The organism is Sphingobacterium corticibacterium (genome assembly GCF_004208525.1).
In the GTDB taxonomy this organism is placed as follows: domain Bacteria; phylum Bacteroidota; class Bacteroidia; order Sphingobacteriales; family Sphingobacteriaceae; genus Sphingobacterium; species Sphingobacterium corticibacterium.
The window spans coordinates 1,126,334-1,148,772 of sequence record NZ_SGIT01000001.1 but is presented as its reverse complement, the minus strand read 5'-3'; the positions used below and the strand labels follow the sequence as shown (position 1 = coordinate 1,148,772).

The 22,439-nt window shown below is 43.5% G+C and carries 15 protein-coding genes; 7 read left to right on the top strand and 8 right to left on the bottom strand.

Translation table 11 applies throughout. From position 1 onward, the window contains the following. Nucleotides 1-31: 31 nt before the first annotated feature. Nucleotides 32-1,462, top strand: a complete 1,431-nt coding sequence (locus EWE74_RS04800; protein WP_130140362.1) for a RagB/SusD family nutrient uptake outer membrane protein — start codon at nucleotides 32-34, stop codon at nucleotides 1,460-1,462. A gap of 98 nt (nucleotides 1,463-1,560) precedes the next feature. Here the strand turns inward: EWE74_RS04800 and EWE74_RS04795 are convergent, their stop codons facing one another. Further along, the gene (locus EWE74_RS04795; RefSeq protein ID WP_130140361.1) at nucleotides 1,561-2,724 is read right to left on the bottom strand and encodes an iron-containing alcohol dehydrogenase; all 1,164 of its coding nucleotides are present in this window, start codon (nucleotides 2,722-2,724) and stop codon (nucleotides 1,561-1,563) included. Between the two features lie 204 nt (nucleotides 2,725-2,928). On the opposite strand from EWE74_RS04795, the gene EWE74_RS04790 reads away from it, so the two are divergent. Then, on the top strand, nucleotides 2,929-3,636 hold the full coding sequence (locus tag EWE74_RS04790; protein ID WP_130140360.1) for a DsbA family oxidoreductase: 708 nt from the start codon (nucleotides 2,929-2,931) through the stop codon (nucleotides 3,634-3,636). A gap of 21 nt (nucleotides 3,637-3,657) precedes the next feature. Here the strand turns inward: EWE74_RS04790 and EWE74_RS04785 are convergent, their stop codons facing one another. The 3 genes from EWE74_RS04785 to EWE74_RS04775 all read right to left on the bottom strand — a co-directional run bounded on the left by EWE74_RS04785 (nucleotide 3,658) and on the right by EWE74_RS04775 (nucleotide 7,090). Beyond that, nucleotides 3,658-4,485: a hypothetical protein gene (locus EWE74_RS04785; RefSeq protein WP_130140359.1), complete on the bottom strand. Its 828-nt coding sequence runs from the start codon at nucleotides 4,483-4,485 to the stop codon at nucleotides 3,658-3,660. A gap of 146 nt (nucleotides 4,486-4,631) precedes the next feature. Continuing rightward, nucleotides 4,632-5,393: a LytR/AlgR family response regulator transcription factor gene (locus EWE74_RS04780; protein WP_130140358.1), complete on the bottom strand. Its 762-nt coding sequence runs from the start codon at nucleotides 5,391-5,393 to the stop codon at nucleotides 4,632-4,634. Between the two features lie 2 nt (nucleotides 5,394-5,395). Continuing rightward, on the bottom strand, nucleotides 5,396-7,090 hold the full coding sequence (locus EWE74_RS04775) for a tetratricopeptide repeat-containing sensor histidine kinase (RefSeq protein ID WP_165384642.1): 1,695 nt from the start codon (nucleotides 7,088-7,090) through the stop codon (nucleotides 5,396-5,398). Between the two features lie 258 nt (nucleotides 7,091-7,348). On the opposite strand from EWE74_RS04775, the gene EWE74_RS04770 reads away from it, so the two are divergent. From EWE74_RS04770 to EWE74_RS04750, 5 genes are all read left to right on the top strand, one after another. Further along, on the top strand, nucleotides 7,349-7,963 hold the full coding sequence (locus EWE74_RS04770; RefSeq protein WP_130140356.1) for an RNA polymerase sigma factor: 615 nt from the start codon (nucleotides 7,349-7,351) through the stop codon (nucleotides 7,961-7,963). Nucleotides 7,964-8,063: 100 nt separating this feature from the next. After that, nucleotides 8,064-9,170, top strand: a complete 1,107-nt coding sequence (locus EWE74_RS04765; protein WP_130140355.1) for a FecR family protein — start codon at nucleotides 8,064-8,066, stop codon at nucleotides 9,168-9,170. A gap of 35 nt (nucleotides 9,171-9,205) precedes the next feature. Beyond that, nucleotides 9,206-12,463 carry a SusC/RagA family TonB-linked outer membrane protein gene (locus EWE74_RS04760; protein ID WP_130140354.1) on the top strand — a complete coding sequence of 1,086 codons (3,258 nt, stop codon included), beginning with the start codon at nucleotides 9,206-9,208 and terminating at the stop codon, nucleotides 12,461-12,463. Between the two features lie 31 nt (nucleotides 12,464-12,494). Continuing rightward, complete coding sequence (locus tag EWE74_RS04755) at nucleotides 12,495-14,027, top strand: SusD/RagB family nutrient-binding outer membrane lipoprotein (RefSeq protein ID WP_130140353.1); 1,533 nt, start codon at nucleotides 12,495-12,497, stop codon at nucleotides 14,025-14,027. 48 nt (nucleotides 14,028-14,075) lie between these two features. Then, nucleotides 14,076-15,971, top strand: coding sequence for an alkaline phosphatase (locus EWE74_RS04750; RefSeq protein ID WP_130140352.1), 1,896 nt, complete (start codon nucleotides 14,076-14,078; stop codon nucleotides 15,969-15,971). 62 nt (nucleotides 15,972-16,033) lie between these two features. Here the strand turns inward: EWE74_RS04750 and EWE74_RS04745 are convergent, their stop codons facing one another. The 4 genes from EWE74_RS04745 to EWE74_RS04730 form a co-directional block, all read right to left on the bottom strand. Next, a complete protein-coding gene (locus EWE74_RS04745; RefSeq protein ID WP_165384641.1) occupies nucleotides 16,034-17,476 on the bottom strand; it encodes a TolC family protein in 1,443 nt (480 codons plus the stop codon). Between the two features lie 26 nt (nucleotides 17,477-17,502). After that, a complete protein-coding gene (locus EWE74_RS04740) occupies nucleotides 17,503-20,664 on the bottom strand; it encodes an efflux RND transporter permease subunit (RefSeq protein ID WP_130140351.1) in 3,162 nt (1,053 codons plus the stop codon). A 33-nt stretch (nucleotides 20,665-20,697) separates the two neighbouring features. Further along, nucleotides 20,698-21,777: an efflux RND transporter periplasmic adaptor subunit gene (locus EWE74_RS04735; protein WP_130140350.1), complete on the bottom strand. Its 1,080-nt coding sequence runs from the start codon at nucleotides 21,775-21,777 to the stop codon at nucleotides 20,698-20,700. Between the two features lie 178 nt (nucleotides 21,778-21,955). Continuing rightward, nucleotides 21,956-22,342 (bottom strand): hypothetical protein, encoded by a 387-nt coding sequence (locus EWE74_RS04730; protein WP_130140349.1) that lies wholly within the window; start codon nucleotides 22,340-22,342, stop codon nucleotides 21,956-21,958. Between the last annotated feature and the right edge of the window lie 97 nt (nucleotides 22,343-22,439).

The window sequence follows — 22,439 nt, the reverse complement described above, 5'->3', positions numbered from 1 at the left end:
ATTTATAGATATTATCTAAACATTTGTAATAATGAAAAAGATTAATCATTTTAATAAAATTGTACTGTCGCTGATTGTTGTGCTTTTGGCGGGCTGTGGAAAATCGTTTACGGATCTGACGCCGATTTCCAATGCGAATACCAATAATTTTTATAACAGCGAAGCGGACTTTGAATCTGCGATTACCGCGGCTATGAACACATTGTATAGCGTATACGCTCCTGAAGGACCGGTATCCTATACAGGTGAACTGATGAGCGATAATGCTACACTATATCTGATAGCGGGAGCCCAAGCTGATAAGTATGCTATTCGTGATTATACGATTCAGACTGCGAATACGATGGTGTATAGTTTCTGGAGGACATTCTATAGCGCTTTATTCAATGTTAATACGGTACTTGATAAGCTTCAGGAAGCTTCTCAATTGGATGTGGAATATAAAAAGATAGCGGAAGCGGAAATGCGTTTTTTAAGGGGGTTGTACTATTTCTACATGGTCAGAATGTGGGGTGGTATGCCACTGGTAACCAAAGCTGTTTCGGCACAAGAGAGTTATGGTATTTTAAGATCCACGGAAACAGAAGTGTATGAACAAATAAAGACCGATCTCCAGTTTGCGATGGAAAACTTGCCGCTAGCGACTAATGTAAAGTTGGTCGGCCGACCGACCAAAGGAGCTGCACAGACAGCATTGGGAGAGGTGTATTTGACTCTAGGTGACAAGACTGCTGCAGCCGAAACATTGTTAGAGGTATATAACAGTGGGCAATATGCCCTGCTCCCTACGTTTGCGGAGGTTTGGGGACCGGATGCTAAGAATACAAAGGAGTCTGTTTTTGAAATTCAATATTCTTCGGCGAATGCCAGCACCGGTACACATAGTCCGTTTTATCAATTCTTTTTTCCGAATATAAATTTATCGGGATTTTCGGGAGTAGGTATGAATCAGGTCACAGATGATCTATACAATGAGTATGAAACGGAAGATCCAAGGCGAGACATTACGATTGCGCACGGATATCAAAGTGGAACAACCTTCGTCGAACAGAAGTTTTACCAGAAATGGATACACCCGGATGCAACCGTGAATGGTACGACTTTATTGGCGAATAACGACTTTATGGTGTATCGTTTTGCAGATGTGTTATTGATGCTGACAGAAGCTACCGGAGACCCCCAATATATGAATGAAGTGCGAGATCGGGCTGATTTGCCCTTGTGGGGTACTGCGGCGTATCCAACAGATATATATGGAACACTTTCGCTGGCGCTCGAACACGAAGCCCGTATGGAGCTTGCGGGCGAATTTAAGCGCTGGTTCTTACTGAAACGTCAAAATCGTGCCGTTTCGGTACTGACAGCCAAAGGCAAACCAGCTACCGAGGAAAAATTAGTACTTCCCATTCCGGATATTGTGCGTTTACAAAACAACCTGATTACACAGAACGATGGATATTAAAATAAAAGCAGACAACAGCACGGTTGGTAAACCGTTTGTTTAATGGTGTTGTGTACTCCCGGGGCGTGAGCCTCGGGAGCTTTTTTTGGTCGAAGCGGTTAATAACTCATATTGACGATTTCATATACATCATCCGGTGTCAAGGATTGATATTCACCGATGCCCGTCAAGTTTCTGCTGATGAAGGTTTCCCTAATACGTGTGGCTGTTTCCTGATAATCTGTTACGTAATCTGAAAGCTTAGTGGCGATATCCATACTGTGGAAGAAGTATTCCATTTGTGCAATGCCTGCGGCAGCTTTTTCTTCAACCGTACCTTCGGTAATCCCCCATACACGTTCTGCATATTGTGCCAACTTCTCTTTTTTTGTCTCGAAATTATAGCGGTAGTGGGATGGAGCGATAATTGCCAAGGTACGTGCATGGTCGATGCCATAATAGGCCGTCAGTTCATGTCCCATCGCATGTATTGCCCAGTCGGTAATTACTCCTTTCTGGAGGAGCCCGTTGAGCGCCATGGTACAGCACCACATAAAGTTTGCCGCAGCAGGGTAATCAAATTTCGCTGTCATCAGTTCGGGCGCTGTCTTCTGCAAACTGATCAGGATACTTTCCGCAAACCGCTCTTGTAGGTCGGCGGCCGAAGGCACCGTCATATATTGCTCCAACACGTGTGTATACGCATCAACAATACCATTGGCGATTTGTTTTTTGGGGATTGATCGGACAACTTCCGGATCTAATATCGAAAACTGTGGAAATAGCCCCGGACCGCCCGCGCCTAGCTTTTGGTTTCTTTCTTTTCTGGATATTACATATCCTGAATTCATTTCGGAGCCGGTGGCCGGTAGCGTAAGGATAGTTCCGAAAGGCATACCCTGACCTTCTTCTGTGCGGATACGAAGTTGCAGGATATCCCAAGGATCACCTTCGTAATCTACTGCGGCGGATAGAAATTTGACACCATCGATCACAGAGCCGCCACCTACAGCTAACAGATAGCTTACTTTCTTTTCTTTAATAAGGGCCAATGCCTGTAGCAATATGTCATATTCAGGATTGGCAGGAACACCTCCAAATTCATAAACCGTGTGTTTGCGCAGCGCCTCTTTAACCTGCTCGTAAACACCGTTTTTCTTGATGCTTCCGCTACCGTATACCATCAACACGGTAGCGTCTTGTGGGATTTCGAGGGCAACTTTAGGGATTTTACCTTGACCGAAAAGTATTTTTGTAGGGTTCTTATATTCGAAATTGATCATTTTGTATTGTAATTTTTCGCTACTAAATTATATAACAAAACGCTCTCCCATGTTGTTTTAATGTAAATTCCGAAACGTTAAATTTTTAGTTTTTTTGACTTACTTTCTACATACCCTCCTTGCTAAAGAAAGTCTTTGTCAGTAATTTCGATTACGGCTAAAAAGCTCGTTATTAAAGAAAACAAAATTAAAAGATAGAAGAAAATGAGAATAGAAATTTGGAGTGATGTCATGTGCCCGTTTTGTTATATCGGAAAAAGAAATTTTGAAACGGCATTGGCGGAATTCCCCGAAAAAGAATATATTGAAGTCGTTTGGAAAAGCTTCCAATTAGACCCTACTATTCCTGAAGTGGTCAATGAAACCCATGAGGAATATTTGGTAAAACGAAAGGGAATGAGCTTAGATCAGGTCAAAGGGATGCTGGAAAATGTAACCCAGTCCGCCAAACAGGTGGGCTTAGATTATCACCTTGACAAATCGATCATTGTCAATTCTCAAAAAGCCCATCAATTGATCCAATTTGCCAAAACTAAAAACTTGGGCGACGAGGTGGAAGAGCGACTATTCCGGGCCTTTTTTACGGAGGGCAAAAGTATTGCAGACATCGAAACGCTGACCCTGTTAGGAACGGAAATTGGTTTGGATGAAACCGAATTGCAAGCGGCTTTTACAGACGACAAATATGCTTATTTAGTAAATCAGGATATTCAAGAAGCAAGGCAGATTGGCGTGCGTGGTGTACCATTTTTTGTCGTCGACAGAAAATATGCCGTATCCGGAGCACAGCCAGCAGAGGCTTTTCTTCAAATGCTCGAAAAAGCCTTTCCCGAATGGCGCAAGCTAAATCCGGAAAATCAATTGGAGATCACAAAAGGGCAAAGCTGTACGACAGACGGGAAATGTGAGTAATTTATATCGGGTGGTAAGGGATTAAAAACCGTAAATGCGCAGATTACTAATAAGAGCAACTGCGTTATTACGGTAATTTTCCGTAGATAGGAAAAAATGTTTGGGCACTTGTGGATTCAGGACAGTGGCATCCAGTACCTTGTGATCATCGATATAAACCTGCATTCGGCTACCATCTACGGACACTGATACATGCATGATGGCGTTTGCATAATTGCTCAGCGGGAACTCTATCCTGCTTTGGTTGTTGTTATTATTACTGGTGGTGTTAATCGTTTCGTAGTAATATTGCAAGCTGGTGTATACATTTGTTTCGTTTGCCACGCCATAGATATATTTTCGTGTACTGTTATTTTTGGAAAAGCCAAAATCTATCGATCGTAAATCCTTAGCTTCACTGGCGCGCGTTAAAAGATCAAACTCCAACGTAAATTTTTGGGGCAAATGGAGTAAGGTGTCTAGCTGGTAAGAAGCCTGGTCGGCCAATTTTAACCATTTTCCCGGAGCTCCATTAATTTCAACCACGGTGCCCGTACTATTAGTTTGCCAATATTTTGCCATACGACCTGGTGTGTCGTAGTTCAGGCTATCTTCAAACAGGAGCACATTACCAGCTATAAAGGGCTCGGACTTTGTCAGAATGTCAAATGTTCCTGCGGTTTTAGGACCTGTCGTTCCCGGAATACCAGCATTCGGCTGTTGGTTTTTTTCTTCTGTTTTACCATTCAAAATACCATCAACCGACTTTTCAACTTTATCCTCCATTTTGCGCTGTATCTTCTTTAAAATCTGTGCATGGCCGTTGAGTGTCAAACCCAATATGGAAATTAAAATAACGATTTTTTTCATAAATTTTTCTTTAATGAACGATGATCATGAGGGGAAGGCCTTCATGTTTCGATAACTAAATGTAGGGGTATTGCGAGAAAAAAACGAGTAGGGAGGCTGGTGTTTGAGTATTTGCCTGTATATTTTGAGAATTCGAATTGACGTCGTTAGAGTTGGCCGAGATATGCGATTACATCCACACGACGGCTCTGTGCAACCGGAAGACTTTCTTTATTAGACATAATAAGTTGGTTTGTCTTCTTTTTTAAGGAAGTAATGTATACCTGGTTTACGAGATAACTTTGATGTATACGTAGAAAACCGAAACCGTTTAGCTTATCATGATAATGTTTCAATGGTTGTGAAACCAAGAGTATGCGGCCATCGGTTAGATGGAAGTTACAATAATTGTTATCCGCGGAAAGGTATAAGATTTCACCAAGCCGCACAATATGAATCGCTTTTTGGCTTTTGAGCACCAAACGCTGCTCCGCTTCCTCGCTATGGCTTAGATTTCGTAGAGCCTGCTCCAGTTCGAGTTTCCGGAATTCATCGTTGATCGATTGCAGTACGCGGTCGATGGCCATATAGAGGTCTGCTGGAGAAAAAGGCTTAACCACAAAGTCTAATGCGTTGAAACGAAATGCTTTGGCTGCATAGGTCGAATAGGCGGTAATAAAGATAATCCGGAAAGAATACGTTATTTCGCAGGAAATACGACTTAGCCAATCGAAAGAATTTCCGTCTGGAAGATTGATGTCCAGGATGCAAAAATCAACCTTTGTAGAAACAAGATACTGCTCTGCTTCCGCGATCTGGTAACAGGAAATAATCTTGACCTGCGGGTATGCACCGACAATAATGTCCTTCATCATGGTCATGGTGAAGTGATCATCTTCCAGAAGCAAACAGGTCATGTTTTGTTTCATCGTTAACTTTTTGAAATTTTTGTGAGATCAAATACGAACTGTACGCGTGTACCGGGATAGGTATCCGTAGGACGTATTCTATCAATCATTACGCTTACGAAATTAGGATATTGTTTGTTGATTTCATTAATTCTTTTGCTAACTAATTGCGACCCCATGGATTTATGTAGGTTATTGGAGTGGTCTGGAGAGCTCGTCGATATACCCCCGCCATTGTCGGATATATTGATCGTTAGTTTTTGACCTGTTAAACGTATATCCACCATAATATGGGCTTCAGCTTGCTCGGTAATACCGTGTTTAATAGCATTTTCGACAAAAGGTTGAAGAAGCATCGGTGGTAGTTGTACGAACGAAAGATCTATTTCGGGATCGACGTCCACGTTATAGTGAAAAGGCTTATGCGAAGCCAGACGTTGTAGATAAAGGTAATTACGGAGTAATTCGGTCTCTTCTTCTAGCGAAATCCAGTCGGTATCTGAATTTGTTAACGTCGATCGCATAAGACGTGCAAAGTTACTTAAATACGCCATGGAAGTCTCTTTGTCATTTTTGTAGAGGTAGTGCTGTACATGTTGTAGTGAATTGAATATAAAATGGGGATTCAACTGTGCACGCAACAATTGATTCCTTGTCTTGGAGTGACTAAGTTCTCGTTTCACCCCTTCTTTTTTCAGATAAAGATACGTAGCTAAACAAATCAACAGGATAAGAAGTGCGCTTCCAATAATAACCATCGTAAGCTGTTGCCTGTTGGTTTTGTTTTCCAGCTGTAGGGATTGGATCTTCCGTGATTTTTCTGCACTTTCATAGGCTTTGGTTATCTCGGCGATCCGCTGCTCTAATTCGTGCTGCTGTATGGAGTCTTTGAGTTGATCATATTCCTCAAAATATTGTAAGGCCGCACGATGATCGTTTTGCAATAAAGAAAGCTCTTTTAAATTTTTGAGAATTTGTTGTCGTTGTATGCCTTGGGCGATGGGGAGTACACGTAAATAGGCTCTTTTACTTTCGTTCAACGCACCTGATTGCATGAGTGCGTATCCTAAGTTATTGTACGTTACGATGGATGGGGGTTGCTCTAATTTCTCTCTGATTTGGAGACTCTCCCTGCTATGTGTAATAGCCGCTTTCCAATTTTTTGCTTTGATAAATAGATTGCTGAAATTGGTATGGATAATGGCTTGCACAGCTTCTTGATCTAAGAATCGAGCTGTTTGTAACGACTCCTGTAGATAATGAAGCGCTTCTTCATCCCGGTCTGCGTCCATAAGCGTGTTGGCTAGGTTGATTCTGATCTGCAGCTTCTTAACGGAGGTTTCCGTGGCCAAACTATCTGCTTGCTGGAGATAGTGTATCGCATCTGTGAAGTTTTTGATTTGTGCTTGTAGCACACCGATTCCCATGTATACATCTGTCAGAAAAGATGGTTGACTGGTGGATTTGGCCAGTTCCAATGCTTTTAAGTAAGATTGTAGTGAGCTGTCCAGTTGCTGGTGCATATGCCACGCACGCGCTATGCCGAGATGGGCGCGCAGCTGTAGGGTATCCGGCAAATCGTCGGTTTCAATTTTTGATATAATTCCTTGATACAGTGATTTACTTTCTTCGGTTAAACCTTTCTTGAGCAATAGATCTGCGCTATCGATCAATGTTCCTATTTTTTGTTGTTGGCCGACGACGATCGACGTATACATACATAGGAGCAATAAGAAACTTCCTAATTTTAGGAAAGATGAACGAGAGCTTTGAGTACGCATGTGGTAAGAAAAAATAATTCCGGTTTGAAAATACACAAAAATCGTAAGATTCCGACCTTAATAAAGAAAAGGAACTGTTGCTCTCTTATCGAATTAACAATAATATAATACGGTTTAGCCTGAAGTCGAAACCTGAAAAGGATAATTTTGTTGCGCTCGAAGATATCTATAAGAGATCCAAAATGGCGTAAAACAATGGAACGTAAGGTGCAATTATTTAATGAAGCGGAAGAAGTTGTCCAGCTAAACTATGGAAGTGAACCCTCTTTCACTTTGATATACCATCGTCATCACCAAAAGATATACCTGAATATCCTTAAAATTGTCCATGTGCCGGAGTATGCACAGGAGATTTTACAGGATGTTTTTCTCAGTCTTTGGCAAAATCGGTACAAGATAGACAAAGATAAGTCTGTGGCGAGCTGGCTCTTCGTCGTTAGTTTTAATAAATCCATGGACTTTCTCAAAAAGAAATTGAGAGAGCATATTGATTTTGTGGCGGACTACGATATGCGCTATGTTGATATTGAGGATGTGCAGGAGCAGGATGATATTATGCAAGAACAACTGCAGATACTGGAAGAGGCTATTGGTCAGCTTTCACCTCGTAAGAAAGAAGTTTTTCGCCTATGCCGTTATGAGGGGTATTCGAAGGAACGCGTAGCGGAAATGTTGGACCTATCGGTGAATTCCGTATCCGAATATCTTAAACAAGCCAATAAAAGCATTAAGCAATATGTAGCGGCAAGTAGCCCGTATGCCTATGGAAACGGTGTGCTGCTGCTTTTATCTGCAAGTATTTACATGTAAGTAGACGAAAAATCTGTGTTGGTTTTTGTTTTTATATTTTGGTAATAATTTGTTAACCAACTAGGCCATTGCCTCCAGACACTCCCCATCGTATTTATAGATGATGGGAAACAAAACACGGAAAAGCATCCAAGCTTTTTGGAAGGGTGACTTTACAGAAACGGAAGCGAAAAATTTACTGGATAAATTAGAGCGGCAACAGCCTGATTTACAAGAACAGCTAAAAACAGAATTTACGGAGGAGGGTGATCGGCAGAAATTACTCAGTCCTGAACGGTCTGACGAATTGCTGCAGGCAATCCGAAACAGGACAGGCATACAAACACCTGTTCGGCAACTATCTCCTTATAGATGGATTGGGGTAGCGGCCGTGTTTCTCACCTTTTTTATGTTCGGATTTTACTATATGCTTGACCATACCGAGGAAGCCTTGCCCGAAAAGCGATACACGGCAGAGGCATCGTACCGGACTTATGCGGTTACATCACAGCACGATTCGTTAAGATATGTATTGGATGATGGATCTGCCGTTGTACTATCGCCCTATAGTGCGATACGTTATGATAGGGGTTACGCCATCCAGAACCGGAAGATACATCTTGTAGGTGAAGGGAAGTTTACCGTGAAGCGCGACACTACATTGCCTTTTGAGGTCACGACCAATGGGTTTTCTACCACAGCGCTTGGTACGGAATTTATCGTTGACGGTAGAAATATCGGTAAGACAACGGTGCACCTATTATCCGGCAAGGTCGTAATCCGCTCTACCAAGACAGCTGGGATGTATATACAGGATACCTATTTAGCGGCCGGAGAAATGTTTAATATCGACGAAAAGCTGAAAACGGCAGTAAGGAATCCGATGATAAAACCTAAAGTTGCCGCACAATCGAATAGGTTTCGTCAAGGGGTGGCTGATAGCGACACGCACCTACAAAAAAATCTTCGCTTTGAAAGAAGCAATTTGGTGTACGTACTACATCAGATCGCAACCAAATTTAACACCGCTATTGTCATGGATACAGCAGTACCTCGGAATTTAACATTCACAGGCGAGTTTTCTGCAGACGACGATCTCCAAACCATATTGCACACCATCTGCCTGGTCAATGACCTGCAACATGATTGGGGATATGGCGACGAAATCGTGATCCGGTTGAAGCCAATTGAACTTCAGCAAGAGCTGGATACGAATGAAATAGAGTAATAGACGAATAAGTAAAACCCAAACAATATCAACACATGAAATCAAACAGATTTTTTATTTATTTATCATGGCTGTGGTTAGCCTGTCTGTTTTTTAGTATAGACAGCTTGTATGCACAGCAGAGCGGACAAGTAAAGGGGCGTGTGCTCGATCAGGAAGGCAACCCACTGACGGGCGTTTCTGTATCGACCAAACGTAACCAAGAGGGCGTGAGAAGGACAGTGTCTGATCAAAATGGTGTCTTCGTATTGAATAATTTGCAGATCGGACAACAGTATCCGATTGTGTTTACACTTGTAGGCTATAAGAATCATGAAGAAACGGATTATTTAGTTAGCGCAGGTGATAATAATTCTTTGTTGGTTCGTTTAACGGAGCAATCTTCCGAACTGGAAGAAGTGGTCGTGACCGCACTTGGTATTACGCGTGCAGCGAAATCGGTTGGCTTTTCGGTACAACAGGTAGGGGGCGATAAGATACAGGAGGCACATGAGACCAATCTGGTGAATACATTAAGCGGCCGTGTGGCGGGTGTGCAGATTACAAATTCCTCGGGAGGTATTGGGGCGTCATCGAATATACAGATCAGGGGACAGAATTTCGTAAGTGGCTACAATTATAACAATTCACCTTTGTTTGTTGTAGATGGTATTCCGATTAGTAACAACAACGAACAATCTACCCGTGCATTCACGGGGCGACAAGATTTCAACAATCCTAACTTTACGGGAGGAGAAGGTGAAGTAGATTATGGAAATGCTGCAGGCGAAATTGACCCGAACGATATAGAAAGTATTTCCGTGCTCAAAGGACCGAATGCAGCGGCATTGTATGGTTCGCGTGCATCTAATGGTGTGGTACTGATTACGACAAAATCCGGCCGGGGCGCTAAAGGTGTAGGAATCAATTTTAATTCGCATGTAGATTTCGGCACACCGTTGAAATTGCCGGATTATCAATATGAATATGGCCAGGGACGCTATGGGGTTTATGAATATGTGGACGGCATGGGAACAGAAGCTGGTAAGTTTGATAACATTATGGAAAATTGGGGGCCGGCATTAAATGGCCAGTTGCTCAAACAATGGGACTCTCCAGTTGATCCCCAGACGGGCGAGCGTATTGCAACCCCTTTTGTAGCACATCGTAACCAATTAAAAGACTTCCTGCAGACTGCTAAGACCTTTACAAATAGCCTTTCTATCGCGAATAGCAACGACAAACTAAATTACCGCTTTTCGTATACCAATTTGTCGCAGTCAGGAATGGTGCCAAACACCGACCTGCGCCGGAATTCACTCGGTGTAAACGCAGGATATCAGATTATTCCAAAGTTACGGTTGGATGTGGCGATGAACTGGGTAAATAGTGGAAGTGACAACAGAGCGAGCTACGGAGCTAAGAATGATGAATCCGTGATGCGGATGTTTCTCTATATGCCCAGAAATTTGGATATTAATTCTTTGCGGAATTATTGGAAGCCGGAAAGTGGCCAAACGGAACAACATTCTCCTATTTTTAACATGAACGGCACGATATGGAACAACCCCTATTTCGTGGCTTATGAAAATCTGAATGGGAATAATAGAGACCGTGTATATGGCAACGTAAAAGCAACGTATGACATTCGTGCCGATCTGAAGCTCATGCTGCGGTCGGGCCGTGATTTTTATAATGATAAACGGACAATGCGACATGCAAACTCATCAAGTCAGTATAAAAATGGATACTATCAGGAGGATGACGTCTATTTTATTGAAACGAACCACGATATGCTCCTTAGTTATAGTCCAAAAATACATTCAGATTTTTCTTTCAATGCTTCGTTAGGAGGAAACCTGATGGCGCAGGTGTCGAAGCGCTTAGGCGCTATAGCCCCTCGTTTAGCCATTCCAAATGTCTATAACCTCACCAATAATGGAGAACCGTTATTGGCTGGGAATACGTATCAGGAGAAAAGGATCAATTCTATTTACGGAACGGCTCAAATAGGATTCAGAGATATGATCTATCTTGATGTTACAGGGCGTAACGATTGGTCGAGTGCCTTGCCCAAGGCGAACAATTCCTACTTTTATCCTTCTGCTTCCTTGAGTGTCATCGCATCGGATTTATTGGGCTGGACGAGCGAAAAGTTCAATATGCTGAAATTGCGGGGAGCTGCATCTTCGGTACGAAGAGATTTGGAGCCTTATCGTACGTTGCCTAATTTCTTGGTGACCCAAGGTTGGGGAGGAGAGACGGTAGCCATCCATAATAACAACTACCCGAATGAGAACATCCGCCCAGAAAAAGTGGTGTCTTACGAATTTGGATTCGATTCCCGATTGTTCAATAACCGTCTCGGACTAGATCTTACCTATTATAATAGTAGGACAACAGATTTGATTATTCCGGTAACGCTCAATCCGTCGGCGGGTTATGATACCAAGCTGATGAACGTGGGCGAGATGACCAATCATGGAATGGAGCTTATGCTGAGCGGTGCGCCGGTAAGAAGTGATAACTTTTCCTGGGATATCTTTATAAACTATTCTTTCAATAGAAATAAGGTAGTTTCGCTTGCGGAAGACAGAGGTATCTCTCGTATACGCCAATTAGAACGCTGGGCCTCGTTGGAACTCCGGACCGAGAATACAAAGGGGGACGGGGCTTCGGGTTCGCTTTATGGAGATTATTTAATTTATAACGACAATGGACTGTTAACACATTACAATGGATTTCCGCAGGAAGAAAACGGCGATTGGGGTTATCTTGGCAACGTTAATCCGAAATGGATCGGCAGTATTGCCAATGATTTTCGGTATAAAAACTGGAACCTCAGCTTCTTGTTTGCCGGTCAAAAAGGTGGTGTGGTCCACTCACGGACATATATCGATGGCATAAATGCAGGAAGTCTTCCCGAGTCGCTACCCTTCCGGGATGAAAATGGTGCGGGAATGATTACGGGTGAAGGTATCGATATTAGTACGGGGCAGCCTAACAATATAGCCGTTCCGGTAAGGGATTACTGGAGAAGCTATTACAACAACGACCGTATAGCAACTTTTGATGCATCATACCTTAAGTTAAGAGAAGTCAAAATAAGCTATAGGTTACCACAGCGCCTATTGCAGCGTACCGCGATAAAAGGGGCATCTGTATCGTTTATTGGCCGAAACTTAATGCTGTGGTCTGATGTGCCGCATATAGATCCGGAAGTGTCAGCATACGATGGTCAGTTTGTGGGGGTAGAAGCCATGTCATTGCCCTCTATGCGGAATTTTGGAATGTCGGTGAATGTGGCTTTTTAACGGAGTGTAGCAAAAAATAAATTATATACAGATGAAAAAATATTTTGCTTGTTTAGCTATAGCAGTGTTAGCTTTTCAGTCATGCAGTGATTTTGAAGATATTAATGTCGATCCCAATAACCCAGCGATCGTGCCGGTAGAGATGTTGCTTCCGCCTGTCATCAGCGGTGGGGCAAATACGATGGTCGGAAGTGGTCGCAGAGCAGGGCAGTATGTGCAGCATCTGGCTTATCCGGGTGGTTCGAGTGAAGCCGACGGCCGTTTTAATCTTACGGGAGCTAGTTGGCGTGAGGAATGGAATGGTGCCGTCCGCCTGATCAAGGATGTGAATCAGATGAGACTCTTGGCCGAGCAGAACAACCAACCGGAATACCTTGCCCTTGCGCATATCAATAAGGTATACATTCTCTCTCTGGTGACAGATGTATTTGGGGACATACCTTATGATGAGGCGGGAATGGGGAATGTCGACGGACTCGAATTTCCGAGGTTTCAAGCTCAGGAAGAAGTTTATCAAAGAATGTTGGAAGATCTTGAGCATGCCAATAAACTTTTGGCTGAACTACCCGCAGGCGTGTCGGTTAGTCGGGATATATTGTATAATGGCGACCTACAGAAGTGGCGTAAATTTGCAAACACGCTAAAGATACGGATACTGATGAGGCAGTCGGCAAAGAAAGATGTGGCTCAGCACGTCACGGAGATATTCAATAATCCAAATCGCTATCCGGTATTTGCTAACGTAGACGACGGCGCAACCTTGGTGTATAATAATTCCAGTGATTTTTACGCTTGGTTTATTCGAAACCCTTCGTCGGATGGCAGCGGTGTTGACTTTTCAGACAATGCAAGGGTAAGCGATGTGATGGTCGGGTTATTGGAGAATGGAGCGGATCCACGGCTCTTCATCTATGCGGCGCCCACTAGGAATTCGTTTCTGGCGAATGCTTCAGACGCTAGCAAAGAACTGGAATATCGAGGACAGATTGCGGGATTAAGCTCTGCGGAACAGCAAGAATTGTATGAGCGTACCGGACTTAAAGAGGGTGATTTCTCTGTGGTAAGTCGTCGCATCAGGCGGGATAACCGGGCTTTCCTCATGACATATAGCGAGTTGCTGTTGTTAAAGGCCGAAGCGATTCAAAGAGATATGGGCGTGACAGGACACGTGGAGGAGGTTTATCAGGAAGCTGTCAATGCGTCTTTTGATAAATGGAAGCAGGTGGGAAGCCAACCGCAGATCCAGAATCCGTATATTAGTGACAGCCAACGGGAGGCATACTGGGCGCGTGCAGTTAATCAGTATCAGCCTGAAAAAGGGCTCACCATGATTGCCGAGCAGTATTTTATAGACAGCTTTTTGAATGGTTTCGAGGGTTGGGCATCATGGCGCCGTACGGGTATCCCTGAGATCAAGACCGGTCCGTCGGTGTTGGCATCGATCCCGGTTCGATATGTATATTCCGACAACGAACAGAATAACCCTAGTTTAATCGAGTGGGTAAACGAGCACATGGAAGGAAATATGCCAAACCACAACGTAAAGGTTTGGTTTCAACCTTAACCGAAACGTTCGGTTGTAAAATAAATATGAAATTTAATAGCATGTAGTATGAAAAAATCTTTTCTTTCAACACTTCTCGGTGCGGCGATCTGGATCGCTGTGCCGGCATTTGCACAGGTGAAGCCGACGGACTACCTACACAATCTGCATTCTCATAATGATTATACCAGAAACCATCCTTTTGCACTTGCGTATGGACTAGGCTTTGGATCAATTGAAGTCGATCTGTTCTTAAAAAACGGTGAACTCTACGTCGCGCATGAATATGACGAAATAGCGACTGAAAAAACTTTTGACCGCTTGTATTTAAAACCGATATTGGAAGCGTTTGCGAATAGCTCGGATGGATTTCTTTACCCTCAAAACGGGCAGCTACAGCTCTTGATTGATCCGAAAGCTGATGGAGCAAGTGTATTGCGCGTGTTAACCAAGAAAATTAAACCGTACCGCGATCTGTTTGACAGTAAGAATAATCCCAAAGCGGTGAAAATTGTCGTTAGTGGAAATCGTCCGAAGCCGGAGGAGTTTCATCTGTATGATGAAGTTTTCTTTTTTGATGGTGAATTAAGTAAAACATATACGGCTTCGCAACTGGAAAGAATTGGCCTTTTTAGTGCGCCGTTCAAGCAGTTCTCCGAGTGGAATGGGCTAGGAAGACTGACGTACCACGATTCCATAAAGGTAACAACAACGGTAGATTCGGTGCATCGTCTTGGAAAGAAATTCAGGTTTTGGGCGGCACCCGATACCAAGACAACTTGGTATGAGTGGATTAAAATGGGTGTCGATTACATTAACACCGATCGCCCGATGGCGGCAGCAGAATTTATGCAGACGTATCCGAAAAATAATTACGTGAACGAGGTGTTTTACGATCCGTATACGCCACGTCGAAAAAGAAATACGTCCATTGAACGGCCTAAGAACATCATCTTGCTGATCAGCGATGGCGCAGGCCTGTCGCAACTTTGGGCGGCGGCAATGGCTAATAGAGGACAGTTGAACGTATTGAATATGTCTTATACAGGATACCTTTTTACCGGATCCACAGATAATTATCATACCGATTCCGCTGCTGGCGGGAGTGCTTTGGCAACAGGCGTAAAGACCCGGAATCGCTATATTGGTGTAGATACCACAGGGCGTCCGGTAAGTAATATACCAGACGAAATTGCAAAGATGGGAATGGTAAGTGGTATTGTATCGAACGACCGGATTACAGGGGCTACTCCGTCTGCTTTTTATGCACACGTTAGCGAAAGAAATCATACGGATAGTATTGCCAGACAGCTGCTGGATTCGAAATTATCGTTAATGGTCGGGGGAGAACACAGGGTATTTGCTGATGCAGATAGCGCACTCATGAAGGAGCTGCGGACAAAAAATATAGATGTTGTTTATGGAGCGGAGCATATTGCTCCGTCGCAAAGCGATCGCTTGCTGGTATTTGCTCAGGATAAGGTCGATAGGGAGTGGGATAAGCTTAAAGAGAATCAAAATAGTACGCAAACGGCGTATCGCCTGATCGAGGATGTTTTTCAGCCATCGGTGTCGTTTTTGGAAAAACGAAGTGCCGATGAAGGCTTTTTTCTGATGGTGGAGGGGGCGAAGATCGACGGGGGTGGGCACAGTAATTCTTTGCCGTTTACCGTCTCAGAATACCTGAGTTTTGACCGTATGGTCGGGCAGGCCTTGCAATATGCGGATACAAACGGAGAGACATTGGTTTTGGTCACTTCTGATCATGAAACAGGTGGTTTGGTTCTTTTAGATGCAGATAAAAACAAGGGACACGTGTTAGGGAATTTTGCAACAACAGATCATACGGGCATACCTGTACCATTGATGTCTTACGGTCCAGGAGCAGAACTTTTTCAGGGATTTCTGGATAACACCGAAATCGCAAAAAGAATTTATCAGTTGTTAAACTTTCGCACCAAATAGAGGAGTTTAGGCTGATATCGTAAAAAAGCAGGCAACAAAGCCTGCTTTTTTGTGAAAACGGTTTACTGCCATCCGCCACCTAAGGAACGATATAGGTTCACTTTAGCCATATATTGGTCACGTTGGGCTTCAATGAGCTCCATTTTCGTCTCTAAAATATCGCGTTGTGTCATCAGAACCTCCAGGTATTCTGCATGCGCAGCATTGAATAAGTCATTTGCAATTTCAATGGATTTGTTAAGGACATCGACCTGCTTGGATTTATACCCAATACTTTGGGAAATGTTCTGGTATTTGGCCAATTGATTGGCAACTTCTACATAAGCATTTAGCAAAGACTGTTCATAACTGTATACCGCTTGAACCTGTTTGGCATTGGCGTTCTTATAATCGGCCTGTATCGCTTTTTTGTTGATTAACGGCGCCATTAAATCTCCAGAAAAAGAGTAAATCAATGATTGTGGCGTTTTCAGTAAATATGTCGGATTGAAAGCTTGATAGCCTAGATTGGCTGATATACCGACCGATGGGTAAAACCGAGCTTTGGCAACCTTGATATCCAGATCTGTGGCGGCTATTTCTAGTTCCGCCTGCCGGATGTCGGCGCGGTTGTTTAACAACGCTGCTGGTAGTCCTGTTGCAAACGACATGAGACTGCTATTAACGGCGTAGTTTGACTCGGGTCTAGGGATATGTTGAGGATATCGTCCGGCGAGATAATTGATGTTATTTTCCGCTTCCACGATCTGTTGCTGCACAGCATACTGCAGACTTTGTGTGCGCAGTAACTCAGCTTCGAACTTTTTAACCGCTAGTTCCGTAATACGTGTGGCTGCCTTCTGCACCTTCGCGATTTCCAGTGCCTGCGATTGCAATTGGATGTTTTGCTGAATCATCCTGTTCTGCTCATCAAGAGCCAACAATTCGTAATAAGAACGAGCAATCTCGGCGACGAGGTTGGTGACCATGAAGTTTTTACCTTCAATCGAAGATAAATAACGGAGTTGTGCAGACTTGGTCGCGTTACGCAGTTTTTTCCAGATGTCAATCTCCCAGTTAGCAACAAGCGCAAAACCTATATCGGACATTGGTTCAGGGTTTTCTTTCCCGTGCCGGATTTCAACTTGTTTTTCCATCGCACCCAAAGGTGTATTTTCACTGCGTTTTTCTATTCCGCCCTCCGCTTTTATACCCACCGACGGAAGGTACTCTCCATGACGTGCCATCACCTCATTGGCCGTTATCTCGATTTCTTGCATCGTGATTAGGAGTTCCTGGTTGTGTTGAAGTGCGCTGTCAATGATAGCCGTCAGATATGGATCGTGGAAGTAGTCTTTCCAATCAATTTGCGCCATATTGGTTCCGCTGTCGTTTACGGATTGATTGTCGTATTGCGTAGGTAGTGCTTTATGTACCTCCTGTTTTGCTACCTTGGGGACACCACAGGCCGCGGACAGGATGGATAGCAGGAGCATGCTGCTGTAGGATATATATTTTCTCTTCATCTTTTTTCTGATAAGTTTGCTGGATGTTAATTCTCTATGCGTTCGGACAAAGGCATCTTTTCTTCGTATTTAATGAGCTTGCGTTTGTTGGCAATGCTCCCAAATAGAAAGTAGAGACCAGGTACAACAATAACACCGAAGATGGTTCCCAACAACATGCCACCTGCGGAGGCGGCACCAATGGTTTTGTTTCCGATAGCACCTGGCCCATGTGCAAACAGCATGGGTAGCATGCCGGCTACAAACGCGAAGGAAGTCATCAGAATCGGCCGGAAACGTGCTTTAGCACCATGGATCGCTGCTTTATAGGTAGATAGTCCTTCGGCATTTTTCTGCATGGCAAATTCGACAATAAGGACGGCGTTTTTGCCTAGGAGCCCAACGAGCATAACGAGCCCAACCTGTGCATAAACATCGTTCGATAGCCCCATCAGTTTAAGCAATAGGAACGTTCCAAAGATACCTGCGGGTAACGACAGTATGACCGCAAAAGGAATGATAAAACTTTCATATTGTGCAGCGAGTACGAGATAAACGAACACTAAGACAATACCAAAAATATACAACGCCTCGTTTCCCCGTGCAGCTTCGTCTTTTGTTAATCCTTCCCAACCGATGTCATAACCCCTCGGCAGGGTCTGTGCGGCTACTTCTTGAATAGCTTTAATGGCCTCGCCCGTGCTATAGCCCGCTGCCGGTTCACCTTTAATGGACGCGGATGGATACATATTGTATCGTGTAATTTCATTCAGTCCGTGGGTCTTCTTCATTTTCATGAAAGCCGCATAAGGTACCATCTCGTCGCGGTTGTTTTTGACATAAAGTTTCATGATGTCTTCCGGAAGGGCACGATGTTCGGGAGCGGCTTGTACATAAACTTTGTAAAAGGTGCCGAAGCGGATAAATCCCTGTTCGTAGGTACTGCCAATCAGTATCGATAGGTTATTCATAGCGGTCTCGATATTAATGCCTTTTTGCATAGCGGCTTCGTTATCGATTTCCAATTCGTATTGCGGATAATTAGCACTAAAGAAGGTGAATAATCCTGTTAATTCTTTCCGTTCGCCAAGTGCTTTCATAAAGTCATCGTTGACCTGTTCGAGCGCTTTATAATCATCCGAATTGGTCTTATCGAGTAACCGCATGGAAAAACCACCTGCAGCGCCGTATCCTGGTACGGCCGGTGGACCAAAAAATTCGATTGTTGCACCGGCGATTTCTTTAGTTTCTTCTTCCAGCTCTTCGATGATTTCCGGTGTGCTGTGTTTTCGTTCGGACCAATCTTTTAATGCGATCAGACAGGTGCCGGCATTGGAACCCCGGCCTTCTGTCAGCACTTCATATCCAGCTAATGCTGTTACAGAAGATACATCTTCGATATGTTCGGCAACATGCTGTAACCGGTTGGTCATGTCATTCGTTCGCTCTAAAGTAGAACCTGGGGGCGTCTGCACGATGGCGTAGATCATACCTTGATCTTCATTGGGAATAAAACCGGAAGGTAGGGTGTTGCTGATCCAAACTATGGCCACAGCGAATACGGCAAACAATAAAAACGTAATGAGTCGGCGGTTAACCATACGTTTCATTAACAAGGCATACCGAGTCGTTGTCCGCTCGAAACGTTTGTTGAAACCGTCCAGCATCTTGTCCATGATACTTTTCTTCTTCTTTTTGCCATGTTGGCCTTTTAATAACATGGCACACAAAACAGGTGTCAGTGTTAAGGCCACAAAACCAGAGATCACAATCGAGCTGGCCATGGTAATCGAAAATTGCCGAAAAAATACACCTACCGGTCCGGTCATAAAAGCTACGGGGATAAACACAGCGGTCATCATCAAGGTGATGGCGATGATAGCGCCGCTAATTTCTTTGACGACCTCAAGTGTGGCCGGATAGGCATGCATGTGTTTATCGTGCATCTTGGTATGTACCGCTTCCACCACGACAATGGCGTTATCCACTACAATACCGATGGCCAAAACTAAGGCAAACAGCGTGATTAAATTGATCGTCAGTCCGAAGGCTTGCATACAGAAGAATGCCCCGATTAAGGATACCGGAACGGCGATGATGGGAATTAAGGTAGACCGCCAGTCGCCTAAGAAGATAAACACCACCAAGGCTACCAATATAAAGGCTTCGACAAGGGTATGTACGACTTTGTCCATCGAGGCATTCAAGAAGTTGGATACATCATAAGTAATCTTATAGTCCATGCCGGGAGGAAACGAGGACGCTTTGATCTCTTCGAGCTTGTTCTTTACCTCCTTTATAACGTCACTGGCATTACTACCGTAGCTCTGTTTAAGCGTGATAGAAGCTGAAGGGAGACCATCTAGATTAGAATAAATATCATAGAATTCACTTCCAAGTTCCACGGTGGCGATATCTTTCAATTTGAGGCTTTCACCGTCGGGATTCGACCGGATGATAATGTTATCATATTGCTCGGGCTTATTGTATCGGCCCTCGTACGTTAAAACGTATTCTAAAGACTGTGTTTTTTTTCCGGTACTTTGCCCTAAGCGTCCTGGTGTTCCGATAATGCTCTGCTGTGCCATGGCTTCCATGACTTCTTCAGTCGAAACGTTGTAAGCACGCATGCGGTCGGTATTGAGCCAAACGCGCATGGCATAGGTACGGCTTCCTAATATTTTTGCGCTCCCGACACCATCTAGACGGCTTATTTCATTAATGATATTGACGTTCGCAAAGTTGTATAGGAACTTTTGGTCGGTATGTTTATCTTTACTAAACACGTTGACATACATCAGCATGTTGGGAGAGGTATAGCTAACGACTAAGCCTTCGCGCTGTACGAGCTCGGGTAGGTTGTTGGTGACTTGCTCTATGCGGGTTTTTACGTTCACCATGGCTAGACTGGGATCTGTACCGAGGTTAAAATAAACCATGATCGCGGCCTCGCCGGCGCTGGTGGCATCAGAAGTCATATATTTCATGCCGGGAGTACCGTTAATGGCCTTTTCCATCGGAATCAATACCGATTCGGTAAGGACATTTGCACTCGCTCCGGGATACGCAATATTCACGACGACTACTGGCGGAGCAATGTCCGGAAATTGGGAGATCGGTAAGAAATTGATCGCCAATAGTCCCATGAGCACGATAAAGATGGACATGACGATTGCCAATACGGGGCGTTTTATGAAGTTCTCAAACATATGCTATGTTTTTTAATATTTATGATCTGCTTATTATTCACTGGGCAATGTCAATTTAGCCATGACCTGCTGTGGTTCTTCGTATTCAAATTTTATTTTATCACCGTCCTGCACCTTGCGGATACCTTCCAGCAATATTTTTTCATTTCCGTCTAAACCTTGCTGTACTACATATAAATCCGGAAGCTCTGCTTTGATGGAGATCGGTGTCAGCTTGACTGTTTCGTCATCATGCAAGACATATACGTATTTTTTGTCCATGATCTCAAACGTGGCTTTTTGCGGAATAAGGATACCTTGCTTGAAAGGTTTAGACATTAGGATGGTACCCGTTTGCCCATTTCGTAAAAGATTGTCTGGATTGGGGAAGGCCGCCCGAAAGGCAATATTTCCCGTTTCGTGATTGAAGTCTGCTTCTATGGTTTCTACTTTTCCTTGTTGGGAAAAAACCTGTTGATTCGCCAGCAATAGCTGTACATTGCTGACATCTTGCTGATCTTTATTGGTTTTGAAATCCAGGTATTCGCGTTCCGTCACATTGAAATAAACCCACATGGTACTATTGTCGGAAAGACTCGTCAGTAGCTCCCCCTCATCCACTAGACTGCCCAGTTTAAGTTCCAGATGATCGATGTAGCCATCATAGGGAGCCGTAATCTTCGTGAACTGTAAATGCGTTTTTGCCAGTTCCATTTCGGCTTCCGCTCGCTTTAACTTCGTTTTTGCCAAGGCGAGTTCATTCGGGGCAATGATTTGCTTATCGGCCAGTGCCTGTGCATTGTTTACCTCCAGGATACTAGCCTCCACCTCGGCTTGCGCTTTTAGATATTCTGCCTGATAAATTTTGGGCATAATTTGGAACAGCAGCTGCCCTTTGTGAACGAATTGTCCCTCATCGATATATATTTTTTCCAAAAACCCGCGTTCTTGAGAGCGTATTTCAATATGTCTGGCGGAGCGGATCTGACTAACATATTGTTGCGTAATAGTGGTATCTTTAATAATGGCGGAAGTAACCAGAAAAATGTTTTCTTCTTTCTCTTTTTGATGAGAATGGCAGGATGAGAGGGTCAATAGCGCACTCAGCACGCTAAAAAAAATGATACGTTTCATATGTAAATATTTGTTCTTTAAAGGCTATATGGAATATCCATATAGTATTATTTGTGATTGGTAATCATAGATATTTCATAAAAATTGATTTGAAATAATTAGATTACCTTTCCATAGCGATGTTCAAACATCTATTGAAAACCAGGAATTACTAAGAAAATTGAAAAGGAGCGTGATCCTAAATTCTAAAGTTGGAAAAAAGAAGGTATCGGCCAGCTGGATCTACTTCTTGTGGGGGAACAAAGCCGTATACCAGTGATCTGCCTTCTGGTAATACGGTATAGTATAAAAACTGGACAAGTAGGGTGGTAAAGGCTGCTGACGAAAAAGGAAAATCGACCAAACTGGAATCACTGTTTTCCAAAACCTCAGAAAGGTTTTTGTGAAATGCTACAGGCGTGCGTTCGAATGAAACGGTGGTGTTTGTTTTGTGAAGTAAGGTGGTTTGTTTGTTGTTTGAAGAGCAGCAAGAATAATGTATTGCCGCGTATAAATCAAAGCTCCCTACAATCTGTAGCATAAGAAGCAGCGCGACGGCAATATATTGTTTAGTCCTTTTTTGCATATTGCGGAGCAAATGTATAAAAAAAAGCAAAATCCCAATAAGTAAATATGTATTTTTTATTGTAATCTTTTTATAGTGGTTATCTTAATCAATCTTG